Raw genomic sequence first — 24,837 nt, forward strand, 5'->3', positions numbered from 1 at the left:
GCACTTAATCATGGAAAATATCAAACTTCATCACCTAAATAAAGTTTTATAAAAACCTCAGCAGCTTCAGGGTTCATAGATTTTAGTGCTCTAACAATCTCAACAACGGTTTCAGCCGACGGATCGCGCTTTTCATTCGCCCATCGGTAGACATTGTTGCGTTCAACATCCAGTACGGCAGCAAGGCTGTACTGGCTGATGTTGTAAGTCTCAAGTACTTGCTTGAGGGCGGCTCCTGCTTTTCCCATGCCCCCATCTTTCCAGAGGATGTTGTTCTCTCTAGCATCTAAAGGGTTGACGCAGTCAGAAGTGACGCTATAATCGTGGCATCCAATTTGACGCTAATGATGGAGTCTTCTATGTCATCCAACCCCACCGCTCGCTACAGTGCCCGCATCCTCAACCCCGAATCTTCCGGGCCAGTTCATCTCGAACTCACCCTCAAACTCCACAGCTACCCCCACCCCGATCGCGAACCCGTCAAAATTCTCGTCATCGGCAGCAAGCGCTCTGTGAGTTCCATCGTCGTCGCTCTCCACCAGCTCGGCTTTGCCGAAATCTTTGAGTGGACAGACTTTCTCAGCGCCCCGAATGCCGACAGGCCGATCCAGTTTCAACCCGGCGAAGTGATGAAAGCCCTGGTGAAGTTTTTGCCGAGAGAGTAGGTATGTGGTGGGTTAGAGTTACTGACTCGACTTTAGGATGCTCTGCTATAGGGCCACTTTGCGGATGGTATCAACGTTGGGCGTTGCCTGCCATACTCTTTACTTCCCACACCAACGAAGTCGTTACAATTGGAGCAGCTAATCTCTACAGCCCCTGTTCAATCAGAAGCCCAACCGTGGATATAACAGCCGCTGAATTAGTCAAACGCAAGCAGGCTCAGATTGTAGAGCTGTGCCGCCTCAACCAGGTCGCTCGGCTCGACCTCTTCGGCTCCGCTACCCGGCCCACCTTTGATGCCCAAACCAGCGATTTTGACTTTTTAGTCGAGTTCGCTACCGACACCCCAGAGGGCGCTGCCGATCGCTTCTTTGGGTTAAAGCACGGTTTATCGACCGTCCTGGGTCGCACCGTAGATTTAGTTGACCTTGCCGCCGCCAAAAATCCCTACTTCTTGCAGGCGATCGCGGGCGATCGCATTACCCTCTATGGGCCTTGAGGTTCAGCGATAGTAGGGGAAAGGTTAATACCCGCTCAGGGAACCCCGCTGCTTAGCAGTGGCTTCGGCCCAACGGAAAACCAGCAGCCCAATAGCAAAATAGACGACCCCGTTGAGCAGGGCCAGACCGTAGATAAACCAGTCTAGACCCAGGCTTCGGGCCATCAGATCGCGCAGCAGGCCGGTACTGGGCAGCATGGGCAACAAAAACCGCAGATACTGCATCAGGCCGGTGGCTTCCTCCAGGGGGGCCGCCAGCAAAAACAGCAGCAGAAACTGAAAAATCCCCAAAATTTGCTGCACTCGCTTGAACACCAGCGCCGCCGCCCCCAGCAAAAAGGCCAGACCATAACCGCCCAGCAGCAGCGAAGCCAGCGGCAGCAGCAGGATCGGGGGAAAGGCCAGGCGACTGCCGGAGAGCCCCATGAGCAGCAGCAACACCACTATCAGAATGAGCAACCGCAGGGCCAGGCTGGCAAAGGCTCTGGCCAAAAACACTCGCGGTGCCCCATAGGGGGAGAGAAAGACCTGCTCCAGGGTGCCGGTTTCAGCTTCGATCTGGAGATTGATAGCAATATCGTTGTTGACAGAAATGATCAGCGTCCACAGGGCGTAACCGAGCACTACGGCATCGAGGCGATCGCCAAAGGCAAATCCAGGCCCAGCCATGTACTGGGCACTGGCAAACAGCCCGTAGAAAACCGCCATGATGATGACGATTCCCGAGATCACCTCCGTGGGGTAGCGAATGAACTGAATCCAGGTGCGCTTGAGTTCGGCATACAGCAGATCGATCATAGGGAAGCATCCGGGTGGTCTTTGACCAGTTTGAGAAATACTTGGGTGAGGTCGGCGCGATCGCGCTGCACCGCTACTAGCGGCACAGGACTCAGCGCCCCCAGCAGCCCATAGAGATTTTCTGGGGTGCCAGCGTAGGTAATCTGCGCCCCCTGCACCGTCGCCCCCAGCTGGGTCACCGTGTGAATCTGCTGGGTGGAAAGCTCGCCTTCCACCTCCAGGTGATAGGTGGAACTCGAAAATTCTTTTAGTAACGATTCGGTAGACTGCTCAGCAATGATGCGCCCTCGGCGAATGATGGCCACCCGGTCGGAGAGTTCTTCGGCCACATCGAGCTGGTGGGTCGTCAGCAGCACAGCTCGACCTTCCTGAGCGATCTGGCGCACCAGGGTTTTGACCATTTCGCTGGCCTCCACGTCGAGCCCCAGGGTGGGTTCATCTAGCAGCAGCAGTTTGGGATTGTGGATCAGGGCGACGGCGATCGCCACCTTTTGCTGCATCCCGCGCGAGAGCTTTTGCACCGGGGTCTGGCGCTTTTCCTCTAGCCCAAACCGGGCCAGCAGTTCCAGTCCCTGGCGATGGGCCACTTGACGGGGCACCTGCCGCAGGACGCCGAAATATTCCAAATTTTCTTCCGGCGTCAGCCGCCAGTACAAATTGCGGTTGCCCTCCAGCACGGCACCAATGTGGCGCAGTGCCCGGGGCTGGCGGTGGGGGTCTTCCCCTACCACGGCAACCCGCCCGAAGGTGGGACGCACCAGGCCCGCAATCATCTTGATGGTGGTGGTCTTGCCAGCACCGTTGGGGCCTAAAAAGGCCAGCACCTCTCCCTGGTGCAGGGTTAAAGAGACCTGCCTCACTGCTTCAAACCGCTGTTTGCCCCGCCCATAAACCTTAGAGAGATCGCGGGCATCTAGCACAATGGAGTTTGGTGAAGAATTTTCAGCCCAACCATCGGTTGGACGATGAGCAAGTTGCACGAAAGGGTTAAGCTCCCAACGACAGGTAGAGTCTTTACTTATCTTAAAGTTTTTTGCTGGTTGGTCAGCGTGGTCTGGGTGCAATTGACTTGCACCAGCTTGGCTTTGCCCAATCTTTGAGGAGATAGACTTTTCCAGCGCTCCCAAACAAAAAGGAAGCTGTAAAACCCCCGGTCGGTTACTCATCTTTCAAGGGTTGGGGGAATCGTTTCAAACGTCTCTATAGCCATTCCTCTTTTGCGGAATCGGTATGAGCGGTCAGGTTATGGGTTAAAGCTTGCTACCGCCCCACTTAAAAAGCCCTGATGCTCAAGCTTGAGCATCAGGGCTTTTTGACTATCTTCTAGGGTCGACGCCGAGTTTACTCGTCCTCGTCCAGATAGGTTTCGTCTTCGACCTCGATCTCCACGTCGGCCACATCAGACACCGTACCACCGATTTCGAGCTTTTCTCTCACCTGAGCTTCGACCTTGGCAGCAAACTCAGCATCTTCTTGCAGGCGCTGAATCGTGTTCTCACGCCCCTGGCCAATGTTGTCGCCTTCGTAGCTGTACCAGGCTCCTTTGCGAACAATCACGCCGTGCTGCTCGGCTAGGTCAACCAGGCAGCCCATGGTCGAAATGCCCTGGCCAAAGAGAATGTCAAACTCACCAATGCGGAAGGGTGGGGCCACCTTGTTTTTGGCGACCTTGACTTTGGCGCGAATGCCGTACTCTTCGGTGCCTTTCTTCAGGGTTTGAATGCGGCGAATATCGAGGCGCACCGAAGCATAGAACTTGAGCGCGTTGCCCCCGGTGGTGACTTCGGGGTTGCCATAGGAGATGCCAATTTTTTGGCGTAGCTGGTTGAGGAAAATAACCGTACACTGCGACTTGCCGATGCTGCCGGTGATCTTCCGCAGAGCTTGGCTCATCAATCGGGCCTGAAGGCCGACGTGGGCATCGCCCATTTCGCCTTCAATCTCAGCTCGAGGTACGAGGGCGGCTACGGAGTCAACCACCACAACGTCAATAGCGGACGATCGCACCAGCTGATCGACCACTTCAAGCCCCATTTCACCCGTGTCGGGCTGGGATACCAGCAGTTCTTCAACGTTCACCCCCAGAGCGGCGGCATAAATCGGGTCGAGGGCATGCTCAGCATCCACAAAGGCCGCGACGCCACCCGTTTTCTGCACTTCGGCCAGCACGTGCAGGGCCACGGTAGTTTTGCCCGAGCTTTCAGGGCCATAGATTTCAATGACGCGTCCCTTGGGCAGGCCGCCACCCAGGGCTAGGTCGAGGGTTAGTGCGCCAGTGGGAATCGTTTCAACCTTCATGCGGGCAGCATCGCCTAGGCGCATGATGGAGCCTTTGCCAAAGTTGCGCTCAATCTGGCCCAGCACCATCGTCAGGGCTTTTTCCTTCTCGGTTTGCTCTTTGCTTCCGCCTTTCTTTGCCGCCATAGTCGCCTCAATGCTTTAGGAACAAGACACCTGAACCCCAGAACAGTTGTCTTCAGAAAACCAGTATAGTACAATTGACCTAAATCGTAATCGGTAGTTATCTAGTTCGTCTAGTTATTTCTGAACTCGGTCTTCCTGTAGTTAAACCTCCCAAATCTATGGAGGAGGTTAGTTATGGCACCTGAACAACTCAATACCTTAATTGCCCTGGCAGACTGGCTCGTGGCTGTGACCTATCGGCGTTCGACGGGCTTCTGCTGCTGGGTGATAACACCTGAGCTATCGAGCCTCACCGATGGCGAAACCTATGCCAGCAGCAGTGCGGCTCTGGCCGCTGGGCGCAGTCTAGTGCAATATTCCACCGGGCCGCAGATCGACTTTAGCCGCTGCCGCCTTTCGGAGTAGCGATCGCCGGCCTAGCCCATATCTAAGACCCCACGGCCTGATTCCAGTAGTTGGTAGAATTTGCCCGGCAGGCCTGTTAGCGCCATCGCTTGGGACAATGAACAGGCCCAGTTTACGAGTCTTACCCATGCCCGGAACTCTCATTCGCCAAGTTATCTATGCCGCGCTAACCCTAATCGGCTTCGTCTGGACGAACTACTACCTGGTGCAGTTCACCATCGCCACCAAGGGTGAGTTCACTGCCACCAACCTACTCAACTTTGACTTGTCTACCTTTATCGAGCAGGTCTGGGCTAACCCCGCCTCTAGCTTTATCGCCGTAGACCTCACCATTGCGCTGCTGCTGGTGATTACGTTTATCGTGTCGGAAGGGCGGCGGCTGAAAATCAGGCTCTGGGGCATTTATATTGCTCTGATGTTTGCGATCTCCTTTGCCTTTGGCTTTGCGCTATTTATGTTTGTGCGTGAGCGCAAGCTGGCCGAAACCGCGGTTTCCGACCCCACGGCTTGAGTCTTGCTACAGGCCTGGGGTGGTTTGAGCAAAGAGAGCGTCAAAATCTGTGGTAACTACAGCCCCGGGCGTGCCCTCTGGTTTAGAGATTACGTCAAAGGCTTTATTGCGGGCGGCAGGCGCTAGCAACGCCTGCACCACCACCTCGGCCACATCGGCGCGGGGAATGGAGGTGGGAATGCCGTCAGGCGGATGGGCCAGCAGTTGGTCATCTTTGCCGACGATCAGCTCGCGCTGGCCGCCCGGCTGATCTTGCAGCCCGCCCGCTCGAATAATGGTGTAGTCGAGGCCGGAGTCGATTAGGTAGGCTTCTGCCTTGCGCTTCCAGATCAAAATGTTGCCGTTGGCCATGCGGTTGAGGGGGTGTTGCTCATTGGTGCCGCCCATGGAGCCGACTAGGACGATGTGCTTGACTCCGGCAGCTTTGGCGGCTTCGATCTGATTGATTTGGCCGTGGTAGTCAACCTGCTCGGGGGTGCCCCCTTCGGGATAGGTAAACTCTGGCCGCTGCCCCGGTTCAGGTGGAGCTTTCATTTGGGGGATGGCGCTGGTGAGAATTACCAAGGCATGGCAGCCTGTTAGCGCAGTTTGGAGGCGATCGCGATCGCTCACATCCCCCAAATAAAACCCTTCCGTTGTGCCAAACAGCTCTTGCACTTTTGCCTCAGACCGGGCAAAGCCCTTGGCCACAAACTGCTCTGGCCGCTGCTGAAGTTTTTGAACGGCGATCGCCCCAGTACGCCCGGTGGCACCAGTGACTAAAACAGAGAGGGGAGTAGTCATAGAATGTTCTTTCTCTTGCTTCTATAGTTCTATATCGACAAATTTTGCTCTGAAGCTGTTTAGGCAAATGGCCTCTCTACAATACACAGCTAGGGGATAGCGAAGGAAGAGCATTGTGGAGCCAGCCCAGAACCAACGACAGCCAACCATGATTGGATTTTCGGCAGTGCTCATGTGGGCAACCCTGGCCCTGCTGACCGACCTGAGCGGCACCGTGCCGCCCTTTCAGCTAACGGCGATGGCATTTACGATCGCATTCTTCATTGGTCTAGCGGCCTGGGTGCAGGCTGGGGGCAATGTGCTGCGCCACCTGCGGCTGCCCTGGCAGGTGTGGGCCTTGGGCATCGTCGGGCTGTTTGGCTACCACTTTTTCTATTTCATGGCGCTGCGCCACGCCCCAGCGGTGGAGGCCAGTTTGATTGCCTACCTGTGGCCGCTGCTGATTGTGTTTTTTTCGGCGCTGCTGCCCGGTGAGCGGCTGCGCTGGTTTCATGGAGCGGGGGCGATCGCAGGCTTTCTCGGCGCGGGTCTGCTGGTCACTAAGGGTCAGGGGTTTAGCTTTGACCCCCAATACACCACCGGATATCTGGCGGCCCTGGTCTGCGCCCTCACCTGGTCGGGCTACTCGATTCTTTCCAGGTATTTTGGAGCAATTCCGACCAATGCCGTGGGGGTCTTTTGTGGGGCCACGGCCCTGCTGGCCTGGATCTGTCACGCTCTGTTTGAAACAACGGTAGTGCCGGTTGGGTGGGAGTGGGCGGCAATCCTCGCTCTAGGGCTGGGGCCGGTGGGGCTGGCGTTTTTTACCTGGGATTACGGGGTGAAACACGGCAATATTCGCGTGCTTGGGGCGCTGTCCTACGCGGCTCCCTTGCTCTCGACGCTGCTGCTGATTGTCTCTGGCCGGGCAGAGGCCACAGCGGTGGTGGGGCTAGCCTGTGCGCTGATTGTGGGCGGGGCCGTGTTAGCCACGCTCGATTTTTTTAGGCCTCGGGCTGAGGAAACTCCCACTCAGTGACCTTTTTATGGTCATCTAATTCAAACGACAAATATTTGCGAATAAAGTTTTCTGCTCTGAGGTTATAGGATAAATCCTTAAACGCTAGTAGCCATCGCCGTCTTGCTTAGGAAGCTTGAAGGTAGAGTATACAACTTACATTTTTAGAGCGAGAAAGTCGCTGAGTTCTTGCCCTAGCCACCACAGTTCAGCATGGGAGAGGAGTGAATGCCCTACCACGTATTCAACTCTGCCTACAAAAATAGTCAGTTTAGGAGAAATAGTTACCTCGCCGCCCCTAATGGTGAGCCCATGCCATTGATGTAGCGATCAAACGTATATCCGGATCTGTAGGTCAAAAGGTTAATAATGTTCCCTATTCTCAGGAAGCTTGGGGGTAGAGTATACAACTTGCAGTTCCAGATCTAAAAAGTCACTGAGTTCTTGCCCTAGCCACCACAGTTCAGCATGGGAGAGGAGTGAATGCCCTACCACGCATTCAACTCTACCTACCAAAATAGTCAGTTTAGGAGAAATGGCTACCTCGCCCCTAATGGTGTGCCCATGCTCATTAATGTAGCGATCAAACGTATATCCGGGGTTGTAGGTCAAAAGGTGGATGTTCCGTACTGCCAACGATTGAACATCCCATTGAATCTTGCTGATTTTTGAAAACTTTCTGATTTTTCCGTTGCGTTCAATGGTTATAACCGAATAAAAAGGCAGTTTTTGAATGACATACATGACTAAGAGAATGCCCGTCGTCATGATCAGCGCCCCGCTCGCACTGATCGTCATTGTAGCGAGGAAGCTAACAGCGATAAAACTCAAAAACCCAATTGAAGTTGCAAACAACGGTTGTAAAATCTTGATTGCGATGCGATCGCGCTCACGAAGAACCTCAATTTGGCTATTCTCGGGCCTTAGATTAGGATAGCTACAATAGCTACCGTCCTGAGACTCAAGCGCTGCCAGCGCCACCTTGGCTGATTCAAACCGTTTATCTAGCTGTAGGTAGGTCATTTTTTCGAGCCATCGAGAAAACCGCTTGCTAATAGCTCTACTGTCAAACTGAACTCTGCCGTTGACCTGGCTCAGATCGGCTGGATGCTTTCCCGCAATTAAATAAACTAGGGTCATTCCGAGACTGTATAAATCTGAAGCAGGGACAGTTTGCCCGGTGAACTGCTCCAGAGGGATATAGCCATAGCTACCGACAATCGTAATGGTGCCATTCTTCTTGTCGGCAACGGTTTGAACTGAGCCAAAGTCTATTAAATAGAGATCGCCTGCGCGATGCCCAGATCGATCCGAAAATAAGACATTGCTGGGTTTGATATCGCGGTGAATAACTGCCGGAGCATGTTCGTGGAGATAGACCAAAATCGTTAGCAATTGCCTGGCAATATCCACGAGTTCTGTCTCAGAAAATCGCCGCCCTGCCTGCGCCGCTACCTCAAGAGACATCGCATCGATATAGCTCTGCACCAGGGCAAATCCCTGACCTAGATCAGTACTGATATCAAAGCTGTCAAGATACCTAGGAATAGCCGGATGATCAAGAGCTTTCAGAGTTTCGGCTTCGCGCTCAAAAAGTTTGAGATCGTCCCAGGTAAATTCGGGGCCAAACAGCAGTACCTTGACCACAACAGGCAATTGAGTCTCTAAATCAGTTGCCAAAAAAGTTCTGCGTCCAACTTGTCGGCTCAGTAACCTCTGAACGTGATAACGGTTATGCAGGGTGTGGCCAATAAGCGATTCCATAGTCTTACCAAAAATTGTTTCTCGGAATATTAATCGAGGGTATCAGAAAGCATTACCGTACTTTGCACTATGGGTTTGTTCCCTTGGGCTCAATATTGCAAGTGAGCAGAGCATTAGGACATGTCGCTGCTAGGGAGTCCTTTGGTGCGGGGGCTTGCCTCAATAGGTGTCCTAATCAACTGGACATCTGCAATAGCGACCCGATCACAGATTGGTTTGAAACAGATCTCTGAGTAAAACTTGAACTTTTTCAGGAGTGCCTTCGTAGACGGCGCTTTCTCGAATGGCCGCGATCGCCGCCAGTTCTCGATGATTAACCTCGCCGTAGGCAATGGGATACACGCGCACGCCGCTCTGCCGAATCACCTCCTTAACTTGGTTGAAGGTGAGGCCGTCAGTGCGATCGCCGTCCGTCAACAACAGCAGACAAAACTGGCCGTCGGGGTCTGTTTTTTGCATTGCCATCAGCTCGGCTAGGGCCACTGCCAATCCGTCATATAGGGCTGTGGAGCCTTCGGGCTGGAGCTGATCAATAGCGGTAAACAGCCGCTTTTGCTCTAGCTCATTGAAGGGAGCCAAATGAATGCGGCGGATGGGGCGATCGCTGAAGGTCACTAAACCAATTTGGTTGCCGGGGTTAATCTGCTGGCTGGCGAACCGCAGCGCCTCCTGCACGGCTTTGAGTCGATTGTTTTGCTCCATTGAGCCGCTAGTATCCACCACCAGCTCCATATAAACAGTGCGACCTCCGTCTTTGCGCTGCTTCCAAAACGCCTGCGCTGCCTTTAGCACCTCCCCCGAGGGCCGCGGCGGAAAGTTGCCCTGCTTGAGATAGTCGGTCTGTATGTGACCCTGCTGAACCGCCTGTTTCTGCATGGGGGCAGCGGTGGCAAAGGCGGCAAAAGCTTTTAGAGCCTCGCGTTCGGCAGAGCTTGTCCAATCAAAAGCGACCAGGGGCGAGGTTTCAGGTACCCCAAAGGGAATCTCCACCAGGTGAGCAAACTCCGGCTCCTTTTTCAGGTTCACAAAGCTCTGGCGCGACATAATAATGGCCTGAAAAGCGTCGGGGTCTTGCCGCCAAATTTGCTTTAAATCGAGGTAAGTGGGGGTTGTCAGGGCAATCTGCTGCTGAAAGGCGGCAAACACTGAGTTCACCGCTGGATTGTCTAAATCCTCTACCTGCAGTGGGGCACCGGTCTGGTCATATCCTGCTGCTCGCCAGAGCAGCGTATACAGAAAATTAAGCGCCGGGGAGGCAATGTAAGGGTTGCAAAAGCCCACCTCAAACTCCCCCGCTAAGATGGCCGCAACCACGCGATCGAAGGTTACCTCCCCCTTCTCAGCCAGGGTTTCGTATACCTGGGGCTGGAGGGCAAAAATTGCCTGATTCGCGACTAACGCTGGTGCGATCGGGGTCACCGCGACCCCGTCAGCCTTGAGCAACTCTAGCCACAGCTCGTGGGCTGGAGTATAGCCCGCGGGCTTACCTTTCTTCGCGGCGATGATTTGTGCCCCCAGCCCCGATGGAATATTGCGCACCCCCACCTGAATCACCTGCCCGGAGGAAAGCGTTTGCCGCCGCTGATTAAACGCCTCAGCCACATCCACTAGCCAGCGCTCATCGGCGCGATTGCCGTTGGCCTTTTCGGCAGAGCTGTAGATCTCGATGTAGACTACCTCGGCATCGCTGGTGGGCTGTGCCCCGTGCAGCGGATAGGTGTTGGGGTCGGGCACCGCGTCGGCCAAGGGCGGAATGGCCGTGCTGTAGGCAGATGTATCTGAGACGAGCTGAGACTCGACCTCGACTTTTGGCAAAAGTTTTTGGTGCAGGTAGCGATCGGCCGACTCAAACGAGTCAATTGACCTACCCGAAAGTAGCCCCATCGCGCTCAACCCCCATAGCCCACTTAGGCATAGCCCCACCCCCAGCCACAATTTGAAGCGTCGTGGTTTCATTGCTCTCACTCTCCTAAAAGGCCGTTTTGGTTCTCTGCGTTTAGGGTCTGTAGCCAGGTTGAAATTTCAGCCGACGACGTCAATGACGGCTGCCGAAAGGTATCTAAAACTATTTGGTCGTGCAGCTCTTGCAATTGGGCGCGGGTTTGCTCAAGCCGCTTGTGGCTGCTATACAACTGCTGCTGAGCGAGCTGTTGATAGCGGTACGTTTTTACCTCCCGAATGGCCCTCAGAGCCTGGGCTAATTGTTCGGCTAAATCCAACACGGTGTGCAGGGTCTCTAGCAAATCGGGGATAAAGATTGATTCTTTTTGGGCAATTTGGGCCGCAACGGCTTGGATAGCTTCTGCTCGTTGCCGAGCCAACATCCAGAACGAGTGAGGAATATCTGAATATTGGTGTTCTACATGATTTAGGTGGCTGATAAAAACGTCTTTTTGCAAGAGATTAGCCGCATTAGGCGTTGTCGAAAGCATGCGCCTGCGCTGATTAAGCTGTCGCTGTATAGTGGCGATCGCCGCCATACTAATAATCAAAACGCTAGCAACCACAACCCAGCGCAATCCCAACCACAGCACTATCCCAAAACTGCCTAGGGCTAGAGCTATCAGTAAAATCAACGTATGGGGGAGATGATACCTATACTGTCGGGAATAGATAGCCATAGCGGGAAATCCCAAATAACGAATTTTGATGCCTGCAAACGATCGGCCTGAAGCTAGAGCGTTGAGACAGGTACGATAAGCATTAGTTGCTGAGCATCAAGAATTGGCGGCTCTTAGGCGATCGCCAAACCAGTTAGAAAAGCAGAGTATCAATGCCCAACAGCTGCCAAGAGTTAGCGGCAGCAAAAGTATCGTTTGCTGAGACACTGATGTCCAGGTTATTGGGTTAGTGATTAGGTCGAAGGCAGGACGGACAGCGGTTGCGATCAGCGGTTGCAGATAATTTTGGACTCAGTCCCAACGGTTTCCTTCAATCCGCTGCACCGCAGTTGTTAGACGGCTTTCAATCAACCGCCACCGCCACCACCGCCACCACCGCCGCCACCACCACCACCGCCGCCACCACCGCCACCGCCGCCACCGCCGCCACCGCCGTCATCACGATAGAAAATAGTTTTTTCAAAATCGCGATGGTAAGAACAATTACGATTGTTGCAGTGTTGAATAACTCGCCTAGTGCCACTTGATCGAGATGTTGGGTAAATCAAAACTTTAGATTGAGTTTCGAGCATAAACTTTCCACAACGTGGACAACGACGATCAATAATCCTCTTCACAAGGAAGATGGGACTTAATAAAACTATTAAGACGGGGAAGGCATCTGAAAGAAATTGAAATTCGTCAAATTCATCAGACCCGACCTGCTGCCATTGTGGTTGAGGCAGATGCAAAATTGATGAAGGAAAGACAACCTGTACTTCAAGTTCATCTCCAGGTTGCAATGCCTGGTTTGCAACGAATTCAAATGTTGTTCCATCAATCGTTCGGCTAGTAGCGGGAACTCCATAGGCACTGTAGCCGAGGACTTGACCTGACAGAACATCGGGTAAGTGAACAGTAACAGCACTAGATAGGACAGCGGCTTCGCGATCGGCAAAAACGGCTTTCCAATAAACCTGAGTTTCGTCACCGTTAACTTGTAGCCCGCCGACAACCCGATACTTAACCACAAACACATGGGATTCAGGCGGGTTCAGAGAATGCTGCCAGCGAATCCACAGTTGATTGTCTTGAGTTCCTGTCGTTGCAGCAAGTTGCTGCCCATTTTCTGTGACTGTGACATCCGTAATGTTGTCCACCATGCCCAAAGGAATGTAGCGATAGCGTTCATTTGTATAATTGGCTGTGAAGACATAATTCTGTGTTTCTGTCACCCACATATCACCATTAGGTTGAACATCCACTTCTACCTGAATGAAATTCCAGTAGAATGGAACACTTGATGCACTAACGTGAGTAGTTAAAGTCAGAATAGCCACCAAAGTTGCAATAACTACAGCTGCAATTTGGCAAAGTTTTTGAGAATTAAACATAAAGTAACCCGCGTATTGGGTATCTGGCTGGCTCAAAGAAAATACGTGAATTTGTTTGCATAGCTCTATCGATCGAGAGTTTATCTTTATTAATCGGTTATCCATAAACCCTACCTCTGAGAAAAGCTGCTTCCAGTGGTCTATCTCCTGAAAAACTCAACTAGGTATGAAATTTATTGTTTTACAAAAAGCTGAATGCCAACCAGTAACCTTGCAAGTTTTGCCCAGCCCATACCCTCAGCCGTCTAACAACTGGTTCAACCAACCACGCTACGGGATGGGCGATCGCCCCTGTGCGTCGGCCAGTGGATTGCATAGTGAGCACCGTAGAACTAGTAACAGCAGGCAAAAGTTGACTGCTGTTACGCGACTAATTAAATAGAAACGCCCCCAAGGGCGATCGCATTTGATCAGGTCTTACCGAAGGTCTTGCCTATGGGAGCCGTGGAACTGATGAGGTAAATCCTACTTAAATGCTGAGTAAAAGTAAAGTAAAGTTTGATTAAATCCTAGAATTGGCCATAACGCTAGGCTTTTGTCAGGGTAATGCCTGAGTTTTGCTTGGGTTGAGTAGAATAAAGGCGTCGTAGGTTAGGAATTTTGTGATGGCAAAGCCTTCCCTCAGGGCTACGTCCCAGGGGGTTGAGATGGCCAGTCAGGCTCTCACCCGCATGGGCTTAACTCAAGCTCGCCTGGCTGAGCAGGTAGGCTGTAGTCGTCAGCCAATCACCAATTTCTTCAAGGCAGAGGCAATTTCCCAAGCGATTTTTATGCAAATTTGCGATCGCCTTGGTCTGGACTGGCAGGCGATCGCAGGCTTAGCCAGCCCCATCGCTATCGCCCCCAATCCAACACCCCACCCTGTCGTTACCCCACCCAGTCTCGATGCGCTGGTGCAAACCCTGCGGCGGCAGGTCTACCCCAGCATTCGTGAGCGCTGTGGCACTATGCGGGTGCTCGACATGTCGCATCCTGTGGCGGTCAACGATATTTATGCCAGCGTCAACATCCTGGAGCAAATTTCCGGTCGCCGCTACCGGCGCGTAGAAGAGTTGCTGCACAGTTGCGATGGTGATTTTGAGCGTCTCGGCCTAGGGGCAATTGCCGAAGAACGCATGCCCGCTTTAGACGCCGTTAAGACCTATAGAAAATTAATCATTTTGGGCAAGCCTGGGGCGGGCAAAACTACCTTTCTAAAATACTTGGCTATTCAATGTAACGAAGGAAAGTTTGAACCAGACTGCGTGCCTATCTTTATCACCCTGAAAGATTTCGCCGAAGCAGAGGATGAGCCCAGCCTATTAAGCTACATCGCTGATTATTATCATTCTATTGAAACCGCTAATTTAAACTTAGCCGATAGTTTTCAGCAACTTTTTGCTGCTGGCAAGGCGCTACTACTGCTCGATGGATTAGATGAAGTTAGAGGAGAAGATCACCAGCATGTTATCAAAGAAATCAGGAATTTCTCAGAACATTTCTGGCAAAATCAATTTATCATAACCTGTCGAATTGCGGCCTGGGATTATGTGTTCGAGAAGTTTAACGAGGTTGAGGTCGCTGATTTTGACCAGGCTCAAATTGAAGCGTTTGCGTTTAAATGGTTTGATCAGAAGGTAGTCAAGCCAGCTCAGTTTCTCAAGCAGCTTAACCAGCATCCTCGCATCAAGCAACTAGCCACGAGTCCCCTGCTGCTGACATTGATTTGTTTGGCCTTTGAAGAGTCGGGTGGCTTCCCCGGTAGCCGTTCCGAGCTCTATAAAGAGGGCATCGATGCTCTGCTGAAAAAGTGGGATGCGAAACGCGGTATTCAGCGTGATCAGGTTTACAAGAACTTATCTCATTTGCGCAAAGAAGACTTGCTGAGTTATCTGGCGCTGATTACGTTTAAAGGGAAAGATCTGTTCTTCAAAAAGAATATTGCTGAACGCCATATTGCCGACTATATCTGCAACCTATCTGAAGCCGATGACGCTCCTGAGGCTCTACAAATTGATAGCGAGGTTATTTTGCGGTCGATTGAGGCTCAGCATGGCCTATTGATCGAGCGAGCGAAGGGTATTTACTCCTTTTCTCACCTCACGTTCCACGAGTTTTTTGTGGCCCGTGAGATCGCCATCAATAGCCTTGCGCTGGAGCAGGCTCTTCAAGAGTTGGCGAGCCATGGGACAGATAAGCGTTGGCGAGAGGTGATTTTACTCACCACAGAAATGCTGCGGGATGCCTCGCTGCTGCTGCTGCCGCTGAAGCAGACCATTGACCAACTGCTGGCCGATTCGCCCCGGCTACAGCAGTTTTTGCAGGAGGTGAGCGATCGCGCCACCGCTCCCGAATTTGCCCCCTTTAATCCCGCTGCTGCCCGCGCCTTCTGCTTCGATATTGATTTCGATATCGACGAAAACCGTGCTGTGGCCCTGGCCCTCGACAAAACCGTTAATCTGCTGGTTTGCGCCAGCTTTCTCACTCGCATGATGGAGGATATGGACCTGGCCGAGGCCATTGCCGTTGCCCAAGCCTACGATGCTCAGGCCGATCGCGAGGCCAAAATTACTCATGCCAGCTCGGCTAATGCCGTTATGTCGATTGCCATTCAAATTGCTCTGGATTCGGGAGGGTTGGACAACCCAGCCCGTCAAACCCTCAAAACCCTCAGGCAGCGGCTTAAAGGCCACACCGCCGACGATGAGACCGTGCAACAGGTGGCCGATCAGGCCCGCAAAGTTGCTAAGAATCGCCACCACATTGGCCAAGACTGGCATTTCACTCCTGCAGAAAAATCTCAGCTCAAGCAGTACTACACGACAACGCTGCTCCTGGTTCAATGTCTCCAGAGCAATGGCTGTATGCTGTCTCCCAGGCAGCGTCAATCGCTTCAAGCCTCTCTGTTTTTGCCTTTGCCTTAGCATAGAGGTGAGGCCTAAGCGAGGGGCCGAAACGTCAAACCCTGTGCCAACTCACCATTGTATTTGCGATGACTTTCACCCTCTATTCTGTTGCCACCCCTGTGGTCAAACACCTGGGTCCTGAGGGCTACCCAGGCAGCGTGAGTACTTGGCAGGACGGCGTGACACTAGCTGGCCCCGGTACGCACTTCGGATTCGTTTACACTGGGTCACCGACCTTAGAACGGCAGGGAGAAGAGGGCCAGGGCAAAACCACCCAGGCCTTTGAACTGACCCAAGGCATGTATTTTTGTTTACCTGGAACCGGCCAGCTTAAGGGGCAAGGTGCCATTGGCTTAGTCATCACCTGCCCAACCTACCGGGGCATGTTTAGCCTTGGTGGCCCCCTGGAGCCAGCGGGGCGATTGGCCTACATCGATGGCGGCACCAGCAGTTTGCTGATTCCTCCAGTGATTGTGGGCGACCCTTGCCTGAACGCCATGTACTTTCCGGTTGGGGTTGAGCAAACGCTGCATACCCATCCCAGCGATCGCCTAGGTCTGGTTGTCGCCGGGGCCGGTGTGGTTGAAACCCCAGAAACTACGGTTAGAGTTGCCCCTGGCGACGTTTTTTGGATTTCGGCGGGCCAATTGCATTGCTTCTGCACTGCCGACAGTCCCCTGACCATAGTGGTGTTTCACCCCGACAGCGAGGGAGGCTTTAACCACCGCGACAACCCCATGCTGCGGCGTACTCTCGTAGATGGCATCAGTGCGGCAGAGTTACCTGAGATTCAAACCCCGGTCGAACTGCTGTTGTCGAGCCTAGGCTCTGAGTAGTGACGATCGCCCTCCAGGGTCATTTATTACCGATCACCTCGCCACCCCAGCACCAGGGTCAAGCCCAACAACAGCGGCGTCAGCCAGTCGCCCCAGCGAATATATGGGGTGAGGGTCTGGCGGCGATCGAGGGTGGCGCGGTGGGTGAGATAGGTGTGAGGCTCTCCCAACCAGAGGGTGCGGCCGTGGTTGTCGACCAGGCCAGAAAGTCCGGTATTAGTGACGCGCAGCGCCCAGCGATCGCTCTCTACCGCCCGCAGCACATCAAACCCGTGGTGCTGCCTCATCATCCACACCGGGTAGGGGTCGTTGTTGGAGGCGGTGACCATGAACTCGCCGCCGCTTTTTACCTGCTGGCGAAACAGACGACTGTAGGCCGACTCATAGCACACGCCGACAATCCCTTGGCCGACGCTGGTCTCAAACCGCTGATTGGATGCCCCTGGTACCAGGTAGCTATCCAGCGGCGACAGGCGACTGATCAGGCGTCCCAGCACCGCCTCAAAGGGAATGTATTCTCCTAGGGGCACCAGCTGCACCTTGTCGTAGCGTCCGTAGGTTTGGCCGTCGGGCCGCAGTTCGAGCAGGCTCTGGGTGTACTGCGATCGCCCTTCCCCCGGCACCGGCGCAAAGGTACCCAACCACAGAGGCACCCCGGCTTGCTCCACTGTGTGAATGATGGCCGCAATTTGAGGCGCATTCGGATTCCACAACTGCGGCATTGCCCCTTCTGGCGTTACCACCGCATCTACGCCCTCGGCTACCAGGGAGCGGTAGCCGTTGATGTAACCCGCTAACGCCTGGTTGACCCCTTGGGGCGTCAGCTTTTCGCGGGTGGGCACATTGCCCTGGATTAGGCCCAGGCTGAGGGTCTGACTGACAAAAATGACCTCGGTGCGGCCATAGAGAATGGCACCGAGGGTATGCCCTAGCAGTACCAGCGCGATCGCCGTGAGGGCGAGGGAGCGGCGGGTGGATGAGTGGATGGGGGGATGGGGGGATGGGGAAGGTGGGGGAGGGCTGCCCAGTAGCTTGGGGACTGGGGAAAAGGCGAGGGTGAGGAGGCCGTTGGTGGCAACCAGAATGGCGGTGATGGCTCCCGGCCCTGATAGGCGGGACAGGTGCAAGATCCACAAGTTGTTGGGGCTTTGGGTCAGGCTGAGGGGCGACCAGTCAAGGGGGCTGTGGTTGCGCAAGGCTTCGAGAGCGCACCAGAGCGCAGTCCCAGCAAGCACCAGCCAAAATCGGCGGCTAGGCCAGCGATGGGCAGCCCAGGCAGTCACCCCACCCCAGACAGCAATGTAGACAGAACCCCAGAAAACAATGAAAAGCCAGGAGGAGAGGGCGATCGCAACGCTACTTTCCCAAGGCACCCCCATCCACATCAGCGGATGCAAGTGGGTAATCCACGCCAGCGAAATGCCGTAATACACCAGCCCCCACAGCAGCCCATAGGCCGCCGCCAGCCCTACCGAAGGCGTTGCTAACACTACCCACCACAGCGGCACCAGCCCCACCCAAGCTAGCGGCCAAATACTCCACGGCGGCAGCGCCAACGCCATCAAAATTCCGCTGAGGGCAACTAGACCCGTCAACCGCCAACTCCAGCCAGAGCCAAGATCTCGCAAAAACGTCGCTGCCACCTTCATTGCCAATCTCAGCTATTCCTTCCAACCCAGATAAATGGTTGTTTTACGAGCGTCTTCTCAAATAGTGGGCATTGCCCACCCTACAGTAGCGACCAGAGCCGCAAATTAGCCAGTTAGCAATACAGAGGTTTAAACCGATGACAGATCAGTCCTTTCCGTTGGGTCCAGGGCGGCGGCACGGCCCTGGTCGAAGGGGGTCTGGGGCCAGCGAAATGGCCCCAGCGGTAGGCTTGGCTTTAAGACAATTGCTCTCCGCCCATACTAGCGGTGCATCGCTGCGCGGATGCACCCTACGCCCCAAAAAATTGAGGAAGCGACGGCGAGTCACTTCCTCAATACGGTAGTTGAAAACAGAAACCAACGATTTGGAATAAACCGAAGATTCTACTCGGCGGTCGCCAACTCAGTGCTGCCCCGACGACGGCGGCTAGTCAGCGTATTAAACAGCATCTGACCGATCGCCTTAATCAGATTCCCTTCCAACTCTTGGAACATCTGCATGTTGACGCCAAAGGCATCGTTAGCCTCTTCGACAATGCGGGCAATCATAGCGTCATCCACCGGAGCCGCATCCATCGACTCGCGGTACTTGGCCTTAAATGCCTTCTCATCGGAGATCTCGGGGAACTCGTAAAACGCCGTACCCTCGCCCTCAGAGAGATTCATCGCTCGCTGGGCAATACCCTTAAGAATTTGCCCCCCCGACAGATCGCCAATGTAGCGAGTGTAGGAATGGCTCACCAGCAGCTCAGGCGCGTTGTTGCCCACTTCGCGGATGCGATCGACATAGCGCTGACCGCCAGGAGTCATCGAAATCTCATTCGCCCAGTTAGGGCCGTAGTAGTAGGCCAGATCAGACTCTAGAGAGGCCTTGCGGTGTAGCTCAGGGAAGTAAATCTTAGAGACAACCAGATGGTCTTTGTGACGCTCTAGCTCCTCTTCCATCGCCGCGTAGGCGTAGTAAAAGTTGGCCACCAGCTTGCGGTAAGAGTTCTTCTCAACCACACCCCGCAAAAAGCAACGCACAAAGCCCATATTTTCGGCCATGGTGTGGGCTTTCTTGGTGCCTTCGCGCAGCTCGGTGGATAGGTTACTGCTCATGCTGACTGTCTCGCTCTAGGGTGAATTAAAAGGTGAGGTTTAAACGGAGTTTCGGTTAGACAATACTTGGCTAGCCAGACCAGCTTCAATTATGAGAAGCCGTAACATGCCCTGACAAAAGCCACATTTGTTTAACTTAGACCTATTTGACGATCGTTTGCATTACGAATTTTTACAGGCAGTTACTCAACGTTATGCCTTCTCAGGTTCTTCGCAGAATTGATCGGGGAATTTACCATTGCGCCCCTACTGCCTAGGGCAAAGACGCAACGGTAGGCGTTATTTGGCTGCCATCCGAGTTAGCAGCACTGGGCAGGGGGCATACACCCGCACAAAGTCGGTCAGCGACTCGCCCAGCACTTTGTCTAGGTCGGGTAGACCCTTGGCGATGGTCGGTCGGCGATCGGGGGAACCCAGAATGATCAGATCCACATTGCGCTCTTCGGCTAGCTGGCAGATGCGGCGACCCGGCTTACCCTCGGGGGCCGACAGCTTGTAGGCGATACCATACCGTTTTGCTTCAGCCGCCGCTGCTGTCAAAATTGGGTCTTGGTTGGGGTCGGCGCTGACCACGTCAAAGGGCTTGGTTTTGAGGCTAGAGACGCTGTGTACCAGGGTTAGCTCACCGCCCTTAACATCGCGCAACAGAGAAATAGCAATATTTAGTCCTTCGCGCGCTGAGTCAGATTTATCCATTGCCACCATGACTCGCTTGATCGGACGAATGCTGTAGAGATCGTCTTTCACCAGCAGCATGGGCCGCGACGACAGCTGAAACACATACTGACTGACAGAATTTTCGAGAATCGCCTTGAGCCCCTGCAACCCGCGCGAGCCCATGATGATCAGATCGGCATTGACCTCATCAGCCACCTGGATCACCACATCTTTGGGGTCGCCCTCCCGCAATACGGCGTTTACCCGACCGGGGTCGAGGTTGAGGTTGGTGATGGCATTGGCCAGGGTGCGCCCGCCCGCCTCCCAGCGCTCGGCCATAGTCTCCGCAGACACCTGGGATGGCACTACATGGAGCACCGTCACTGAAGCTCGCTGCACTAAGGGAATCTCCATTAGCGCTTTCATCATGGCTTCGGTGTTGCCAGTGCCAGAGTCGGCCAAAAGAATTTTTTCGATCATGGTGTCCTCGTATGGTTGCGCTTAAGGGTTGAGAGCGATGGGAACGTTATTCAGAGCCAAGGCCCCTTAAAAATTCTGAGGTGAGGCCTTCCCACCCATCTCAAACCATCGGCTCAAGGGGGGATAAAACTGAGCTAAGGTGTTCTCAATCATCATAGGCACTGGGTTTGAGCCTATTTTGGCGCGATTCATAATTTGTAGTAGAGTCGGCCCGCTGGTTGGCGGCCCCTAGATGAAACAGTCCCACTGGTATGAGCACCGGGTCGTTGTCCAGCCCCACCACACCGATTATGCGGGCATTGTCTGGCACGGCACCTATATCGCCTGGATGGAGGAAGCGCGGGTGAACTACCTCAGCGACTGCGGGCTCACCTTTGCGGACTGGGTGAAGGCCGGGGTGGATTTACCCGTGGTCGATTTGGGGTTGAAATATCGGCGATCGCTCGCCCTCGGCGACACTGCCCTAGTCAAAGCCCGCCTTGAACCGGCTAAGGGAGTTCGCATCCTCTGGCACTACGACATTCAAAATGCTGCCACCCAAGAGACCTGCATCGAGGGCACCGTCACACTGGCCCCAGTAGACTTCAAAACTCGCCGCATACTGCGCCGTCTGCCAGAGGACCTACAGACTGCCCTCAATTCTATTCTCTAAAGCGTTAGCTCCCCTAAGACACAGCCCCAAAACTTTGCCTCAAAACTTTTGTAGGATGAGCAAAGCGCAGCGTGCCCATTCAGCCCTAGATCGCCGATCTGATGGGTACGATCTAGCGTCCTCTGCCCATCTACGGTTGCCTCGAATATGTTTCTTCCCCTCCCCCAAGCCTTTGCTGTCATTTGCGCCCTAGTCGTCATGCTGGCTGGCTGGCTCGGCGTTGCCCCCACCGCCCACGCCCAAGAGAATACGGTCGATTACACCCTCACCGACCTCAGTTTTCGCGACTTCTCGGGCAAGCAGCTTTCGGGTACCTCCTTTGCGGCGGCAGAAATGCGGGAGGCCAACTTCGAGAAAGCCGACCTGAGTAAGACCATTCTCACCAAGGCGTCGTTTTTGCGGGCTAACCTGGCTGGGGCCAACCTAACAGGCACCTTTGCCGATCGCGTCATTTTTGACGGGGCTGACCTCTCTAATGCTCTCTTTATCGACGCGCTGCTCACCAGCAGCAGCTTTGGCGATGCCAATATTACCGGGGCCGATTTCTCCGGGGCAATTGTCGATCGCTTTCAAACTGCGCAGATGTGCAAGCACGCCGACGGGGTGAACGAGACCACTGGGGTGGCGACGAGGGATAGTTTGGGCTGTCGGTAGGGGGGTAGATGAGTGGGCGGGTGGATGGGTGGATGGGTAGGGCGAAGTCGCCACCGTAGGGTGGGCAGTGCCCACCATTAGGGAAAAAGTTCTCCAGAAGTCGCCTCAGACTGCGATCGCGCCCAACCCAGCCGAGTCAAAGTGTTTTTGCAGAGTGGCCTTAGGCAGCGGCCCTAGCAGGTGATCCCAGGGCAGGGGGCGATCGAGATCCCAGTCTTCGTGGACGTAGTAGTCTAGCGGCGGAATTTGGCCCTGGAAGTCTTTGAAAGCGCGGCGGTAGCTGCCTAGAGTGTCGCCATAGTGGCGGACGCGTTCGAGCACGGGGCCGAGGCGGCGATCGCCCCGCGAAATCAACGCCTGAATCACCGACCAGTTGTAGCTCTCGGGCCGAAAGTCGATGCCCTTCGAGCGCAGGTGCTTTTGCAGATACTTGAGCCGCTTTTCGGCTTCGCGGTTGACCCCGCACCATTGAAACGGAGTGTGGGCTTTAGGCACAAAGGTGCTGCACCCAAAGGTGAGCCGCAGCCCCGGGGCAGCTTTCTTAAGCCGCAGCATCAGGGCGACGGTCTGCTCCAGATCATCCATGGTTTCGCCAGGAATACCCGCCATGCCGTAGAGCTTCATAGCGCTGAGGCCACCAGCTTTGGCGTTGACGGCAGCATGCTCAATATCGTCGGTTTCGAGTTTTTTGTTGACGATGTGGCGCACCCGTTCTGACCCACTCTCGATCGCAATGGTGATCGAGCGGCTGTCGTGGCGGGTCAGGGTCTCAGCCAGCTTGGGGGTGACAGTGTTAGTCCGCACCGAGGAAAGGCTGATCCGTACATCGTCAAACTGAGGTCTATTTAAATAGTCAAGCAGTTGGTCAAATTCGGGATGCTGGGTGACTGAAGCCCCAAGCAATCCCAGGCGACTGGTGACGGCAAGCCCCTGCTCAATCGCGGGGATCAAGGACGCTTCTAGGCTGGCGGGGCGAAAGGGTAGCGTCAGGTAGCTGGCCAGGCAAAAGCGGCACATCTCTGGACAGCTGCGCACCACCTCCACCATGTAGATGTTTTCCCAGGCGGCGTGGGGGGTGACAACGGTTGAGGCCGACAGCACATTGCCTCGGTAGGTCTGCTTTTGCACCGCAGCGGAGATATCGGCATCGACTGGGGCGATCGCCCGGACACCCCCCGTTGGCCCATCGTAGGTAACCTCGTACAGAGAGGGGACATAAATGCCCGGCACTCTCGCTAAGCGGCGCAGGGTTTCGGTACGGGAGGCAGATTTTAGCTCGACCAAGGCATCAACGAAATCATCTAGTAGAGTCTCGCCATCCCCCAGCAAAATTACGTCAAAGAAGTCAGCAAAGGGTTCGGGGTTGGCGGTGAGCACTGGGCCGCCGCCAAAAACCAGGGGGTGGTCGGCGGTGCGATCGCTCGCAAACAGCGGAATATCGAGCTGCTCTAGCAGCGTCAGCAGGTTGGCGTAGTCCAATTCCCACGACAGCGAAAAACCCAGCACATCAGCTACCGCAGGCAGCGGCTCATGGCCGTCGGTAAACAGCCGACTCACCTGAACATCGCCGCGACGGGCCAGCGTGGCCCACACCACCTGATAGCCCAGACTGGTAATGCCCACGCTGTACTCGTTAGGAAAGGCAAACACCACCGCCAGCGCACCCTCCTGGGGAGCGGCGGGTTCAAACAGCAGAGTTTCATCCTGAAGGGGAAGGGAGGGCACGAGCAAGATTACGCAAATTAAGGCTTCTTTAGTGTAGTCAGTGGCAGGCGTCTTCACCCAGGCAGGCATTGACAAGCAGTCGGTAGAATTACAGGCCGCACAACAACGCTTTATCAAAGCCTGGGGCGGCACAGCCACCCATCGACCCAGGGAGGTTAGAAAACGATACGTCTGCTCACACAAACCCAGCTTGGCTCAGTTGATTTGCGCAGGCGGTGAGGTTTTCCCTAGGCAAGATGTCGTAAAAGCACGGTGTCAACTCAGAATGTATAAACCTACGATTAAGACAACGCGATCTACCCGACTCTCCCACCGTGAAAACACTTCGTTAAACGCTACCGCAGCAGTGCGGCCTCGGCCTATGACTTCCTCTATGCCTCCCATTCGCCCCACCTATATTCTTGCCGACGAGACTACGGTGAGCGTCCCCCGAGATCCATCTCTGCTAGCCCAGGCCGAGCGCATTGCTGAGGGCTACCACAAGTGCCAGGCGGCGGAAGCTTCGCAGTGGCTCAAGCAGGGGCTCGCCCATCTGCGGCAGGGGCAATACACTCCGGCCCTATCGCTGTTGCAGCAGGCGCTGCAGAGCTACCGCAACCTGGGTGACAAAGAGCGCCAGGCCAAGGTGTTGCTGACTCTGGCCAGCCTGTATTACCGAGTGGCCGACTACCTGTGGGCGGCAGACTACGGACGGCAGTGCCTGCGTATTGCTCGCGAGCTGGGCGACGATGCGATCATGCAGCAGACCCTGGGCCACTTGGGCAACTGCTATCGCCACTTGGGCAACCTGCAGCGGGCGCTGGAGTATATGGGCCAAAGCCTGACCCTAGCCAAGAAAATCGGCGATCGCCCCGGCGAAATGCGATCGCTTAACAACCTGGCGATGGTCTACCGGGCCAAGGGGCTCACCCGTCAGGCTGCGACTCTCTACGAAGCCAGTCTGATGATGGCCACCAGCCTGGGCGATCGCACCACCAAGCTGCAAATTTTGCAAAACCTGGGCAACACCTATCTCACCCTGCGGGAGCATCCCCAGGCGATCGACTGCTACGAGCGCTTTCTGGCCATTAGCGAAGGCGGCGAAGGATCTACCGACAACCGCACCAACCGCCGCATTCTCACCCAGCTCACCCTGGCCAGCATTGCCATGGGCGACCACAACCGGGCGATCGTGCATCTTCAGCACCATCTGTCGATCGCCTGCTCCCTGGGCGACACCAAAGGGGCCGCTGTTCTACTCGATGACCTCAAGCGCAGCTATGTTGCCCTCAGTGAAGCGCGAGTGGCGGTGCTGCGGCCCGAACTGACCTCAATGTAGTCCATCACGCTTAAATCTCCTCTCTAGAACACAAAAAGGGGG

At 54.7% G+C, this 24,837-nt stretch carries 23 protein-coding genes; 10 read left to right on the forward strand and 13 right to left on the reverse strand.

Features of this window, described 5'->3' with window-relative positions; genetic code table 11:
* Positions 1–20: 20 nt before the first annotated feature.
* Entirely contained in the window at positions 21–248 is a 228-nt protein-coding gene (locus tag H6G07_RS22780) for a helix-turn-helix domain-containing protein (protein ID WP_073610621.1), read from the reverse strand.
* A 111-nt stretch (positions 249–359) separates the two neighbouring features.
* On the opposite strand from H6G07_RS22780, the gene H6G07_RS22785 reads away from it, so the two are divergent.
* Positions 360–665 carry a hypothetical protein gene (locus H6G07_RS22785; protein ID WP_073610622.1) on the forward strand — a complete coding sequence of 102 codons (306 nt, stop codon included), beginning with the start codon at positions 360–362 and terminating at the stop codon, positions 663–665.
* Between the two features lie 176 nt (positions 666–841).
* Positions 842–1,162, forward strand: a complete 321-nt coding sequence (locus H6G07_RS26955) for a nucleotidyltransferase family protein (RefSeq protein WP_073610623.1) — start codon at positions 842–844, stop codon at positions 1,160–1,162.
* Positions 1,163–1,186: 24 nt separating this feature from the next.
* On the opposite strand, the gene H6G07_RS22795 is transcribed toward H6G07_RS26955, so the two are convergent.
* From H6G07_RS22795 to recA, 3 genes are all read right to left on the reverse strand, one after another.
* Entirely contained in the window at positions 1,187–1,960 is a 774-nt protein-coding gene (locus H6G07_RS22795; protein ID WP_073610624.1) for an ABC transporter, read from the reverse strand.
* Positions 1,957–2,940, reverse strand: coding sequence for an ABC transporter ATP-binding protein (locus tag H6G07_RS22800; RefSeq protein WP_244901961.1), 984 nt, complete (start codon positions 2,938–2,940; stop codon positions 1,957–1,959). Before H6G07_RS22800 ends, H6G07_RS22795 begins: the two co-directional genes overlap by 4 nt.
* A 361-nt stretch (positions 2,941–3,301) precedes the next feature.
* Positions 3,302–4,384 (reverse strand): recombinase RecA, encoded by a 1,083-nt coding sequence (recA, locus tag H6G07_RS22805; RefSeq protein ID WP_073610625.1) that lies wholly within the window; start codon positions 4,382–4,384, stop codon positions 3,302–3,304.
* Between the two features lie 174 nt (positions 4,385–4,558).
* Here recA and H6G07_RS22810 point away from each other — a divergent pair, with 174 nt between their 5' ends.
* On the forward strand, positions 4,559–4,789 hold the full coding sequence (locus tag H6G07_RS22810; RefSeq protein WP_073610626.1) for a hypothetical protein: 231 nt from the start codon (positions 4,559–4,561) through the stop codon (positions 4,787–4,789).
* 127 nt (positions 4,790–4,916) lie between these two features.
* Positions 4,917–5,300, forward strand: coding sequence for a DUF2834 domain-containing protein (locus H6G07_RS22815; protein ID WP_073610627.1), 384 nt, complete (start codon positions 4,917–4,919; stop codon positions 5,298–5,300).
* A gap of 6 nt (positions 5,301–5,306) precedes the next feature.
* Here the strand turns inward: H6G07_RS22815 and H6G07_RS22820 are convergent, their stop codons facing one another.
* Positions 5,307–6,083, reverse strand: coding sequence for an SDR family oxidoreductase (locus tag H6G07_RS22820; protein ID WP_073610628.1), 777 nt, complete (start codon positions 6,081–6,083; stop codon positions 5,307–5,309).
* Positions 6,084–6,198: 115 nt separating this feature from the next.
* Between H6G07_RS22820 and yddG the strand changes: the two genes are divergently transcribed.
* Entirely contained in the window at positions 6,199–7,101 is a 903-nt protein-coding gene (yddG, locus tag H6G07_RS22825; protein ID WP_479684960.1) for an aromatic amino acid exporter YddG, read from the forward strand.
* A gap of 342 nt (positions 7,102–7,443) precedes the next feature.
* Here yddG and H6G07_RS22830 read toward each other — a convergent pair whose 3' ends face one another.
* From H6G07_RS22830 to H6G07_RS22845, 4 genes are all read right to left on the reverse strand, one after another.
* On the reverse strand, positions 7,444–8,844 hold the full coding sequence (locus tag H6G07_RS22830) for a serine/threonine protein kinase (RefSeq protein WP_073610629.1): 1,401 nt from the start codon (positions 8,842–8,844) through the stop codon (positions 7,444–7,446).
* 204 nt (positions 8,845–9,048) lie between these two features.
* Positions 9,049–10,800, reverse strand: coding sequence for a vWA domain-containing protein (locus tag H6G07_RS22835; RefSeq protein WP_073610630.1), 1,752 nt, complete (start codon positions 10,798–10,800; stop codon positions 9,049–9,051).
* Positions 10,801–10,805: 5 nt separating this feature from the next.
* Positions 10,806–11,465 carry a hypothetical protein gene (locus H6G07_RS22840; RefSeq protein ID WP_190740790.1) on the reverse strand — a complete coding sequence of 220 codons (660 nt, stop codon included), beginning with the start codon at positions 11,463–11,465 and terminating at the stop codon, positions 10,806–10,808.
* Between the two features lie 347 nt (positions 11,466–11,812).
* Positions 11,813–12,943: a DUF2207 domain-containing protein gene (locus H6G07_RS22845; RefSeq protein ID WP_242026954.1), complete on the reverse strand. Its 1,131-nt coding sequence runs from the start codon at positions 12,941–12,943 to the stop codon at positions 11,813–11,815.
* Between the two features lie 500 nt (positions 12,944–13,443).
* Here H6G07_RS22845 and H6G07_RS22850 point away from each other — a divergent pair, with 500 nt between their 5' ends.
* Together H6G07_RS22850 and H6G07_RS22855 are read left to right on the forward strand one after the other, a co-directional pair.
* Positions 13,444–15,741: an NACHT domain-containing protein gene (locus H6G07_RS22850; RefSeq protein ID WP_073610632.1), complete on the forward strand. Its 2,298-nt coding sequence runs from the start codon at positions 13,444–13,446 to the stop codon at positions 15,739–15,741.
* 68 nt (positions 15,742–15,809) lie between these two features.
* On the forward strand, positions 15,810–16,559 hold the full coding sequence (locus H6G07_RS22855) for a cupin domain-containing protein (RefSeq protein WP_199312371.1): 750 nt from the start codon (positions 15,810–15,812) through the stop codon (positions 16,557–16,559).
* Positions 16,560–16,585: 26 nt separating this feature from the next.
* On the opposite strand, the gene lnt is transcribed toward H6G07_RS22855, so the two are convergent.
* The 3 genes from lnt to H6G07_RS22870 all read right to left on the reverse strand — a co-directional run bounded on the left by lnt (position 16,586) and on the right by H6G07_RS22870 (position 20,446).
* The gene (gene lnt, locus H6G07_RS22860) at positions 16,586–18,208 is read right to left on the reverse strand and encodes an apolipoprotein N-acyltransferase (RefSeq protein WP_073610633.1); all 1,623 of its coding nucleotides are present in this window, start codon (positions 18,206–18,208) and stop codon (positions 16,586–16,588) included.
* A 384-nt stretch (positions 18,209–18,592) separates the two neighbouring features.
* Complete coding sequence (locus H6G07_RS22865) at positions 18,593–19,309, reverse strand: biliverdin-producing heme oxygenase (RefSeq protein WP_073610634.1); 717 nt, start codon at positions 19,307–19,309, stop codon at positions 18,593–18,595.
* A gap of 279 nt (positions 19,310–19,588) precedes the next feature.
* A complete protein-coding gene (locus H6G07_RS22870; RefSeq protein ID WP_073610635.1) occupies positions 19,589–20,446 on the reverse strand; it encodes a universal stress protein in 858 nt (285 codons plus the stop codon).
* 232 nt (positions 20,447–20,678) lie between these two features.
* On the opposite strand from H6G07_RS22870, the gene H6G07_RS22875 reads away from it, so the two are divergent.
* Positions 20,679–21,098 (forward strand): acyl-CoA thioesterase, encoded by a 420-nt coding sequence (locus H6G07_RS22875; protein WP_073610636.1) that lies wholly within the window; start codon positions 20,679–20,681, stop codon positions 21,096–21,098.
* Between the two features lie 147 nt (positions 21,099–21,245).
* Positions 21,246–21,752, forward strand: coding sequence for a pentapeptide repeat-containing protein (locus H6G07_RS22880; RefSeq protein ID WP_073610637.1), 507 nt, complete (start codon positions 21,246–21,248; stop codon positions 21,750–21,752).
* Between the two features lie 105 nt (positions 21,753–21,857).
* On the opposite strand, the gene H6G07_RS22885 is transcribed toward H6G07_RS22880, so the two are convergent.
* Entirely contained in the window at positions 21,858–23,477 is a 1,620-nt protein-coding gene (locus H6G07_RS22885) for a B12-binding domain-containing radical SAM protein (protein ID WP_073610680.1), read from the reverse strand.
* A gap of 361 nt (positions 23,478–23,838) precedes the next feature.
* Between H6G07_RS22885 and H6G07_RS22890 the strand changes: the two genes are divergently transcribed.
* Entirely contained in the window at positions 23,839–24,795 is a 957-nt protein-coding gene (locus H6G07_RS22890) for a tetratricopeptide repeat protein (protein WP_171973089.1), read from the forward strand.
* The last annotated feature ends 42 nt before the right edge of the window (positions 24,796–24,837 follow it).

The sequence above is a fragment of the Phormidium tenue FACHB-1052 genome, assembly GCF_014696675.1.
Lineage (GTDB): Bacteria > Cyanobacteriota > Cyanobacteriia > Phormidesmidales > Phormidesmidaceae > Nodosilinea > Nodosilinea tenuis_A.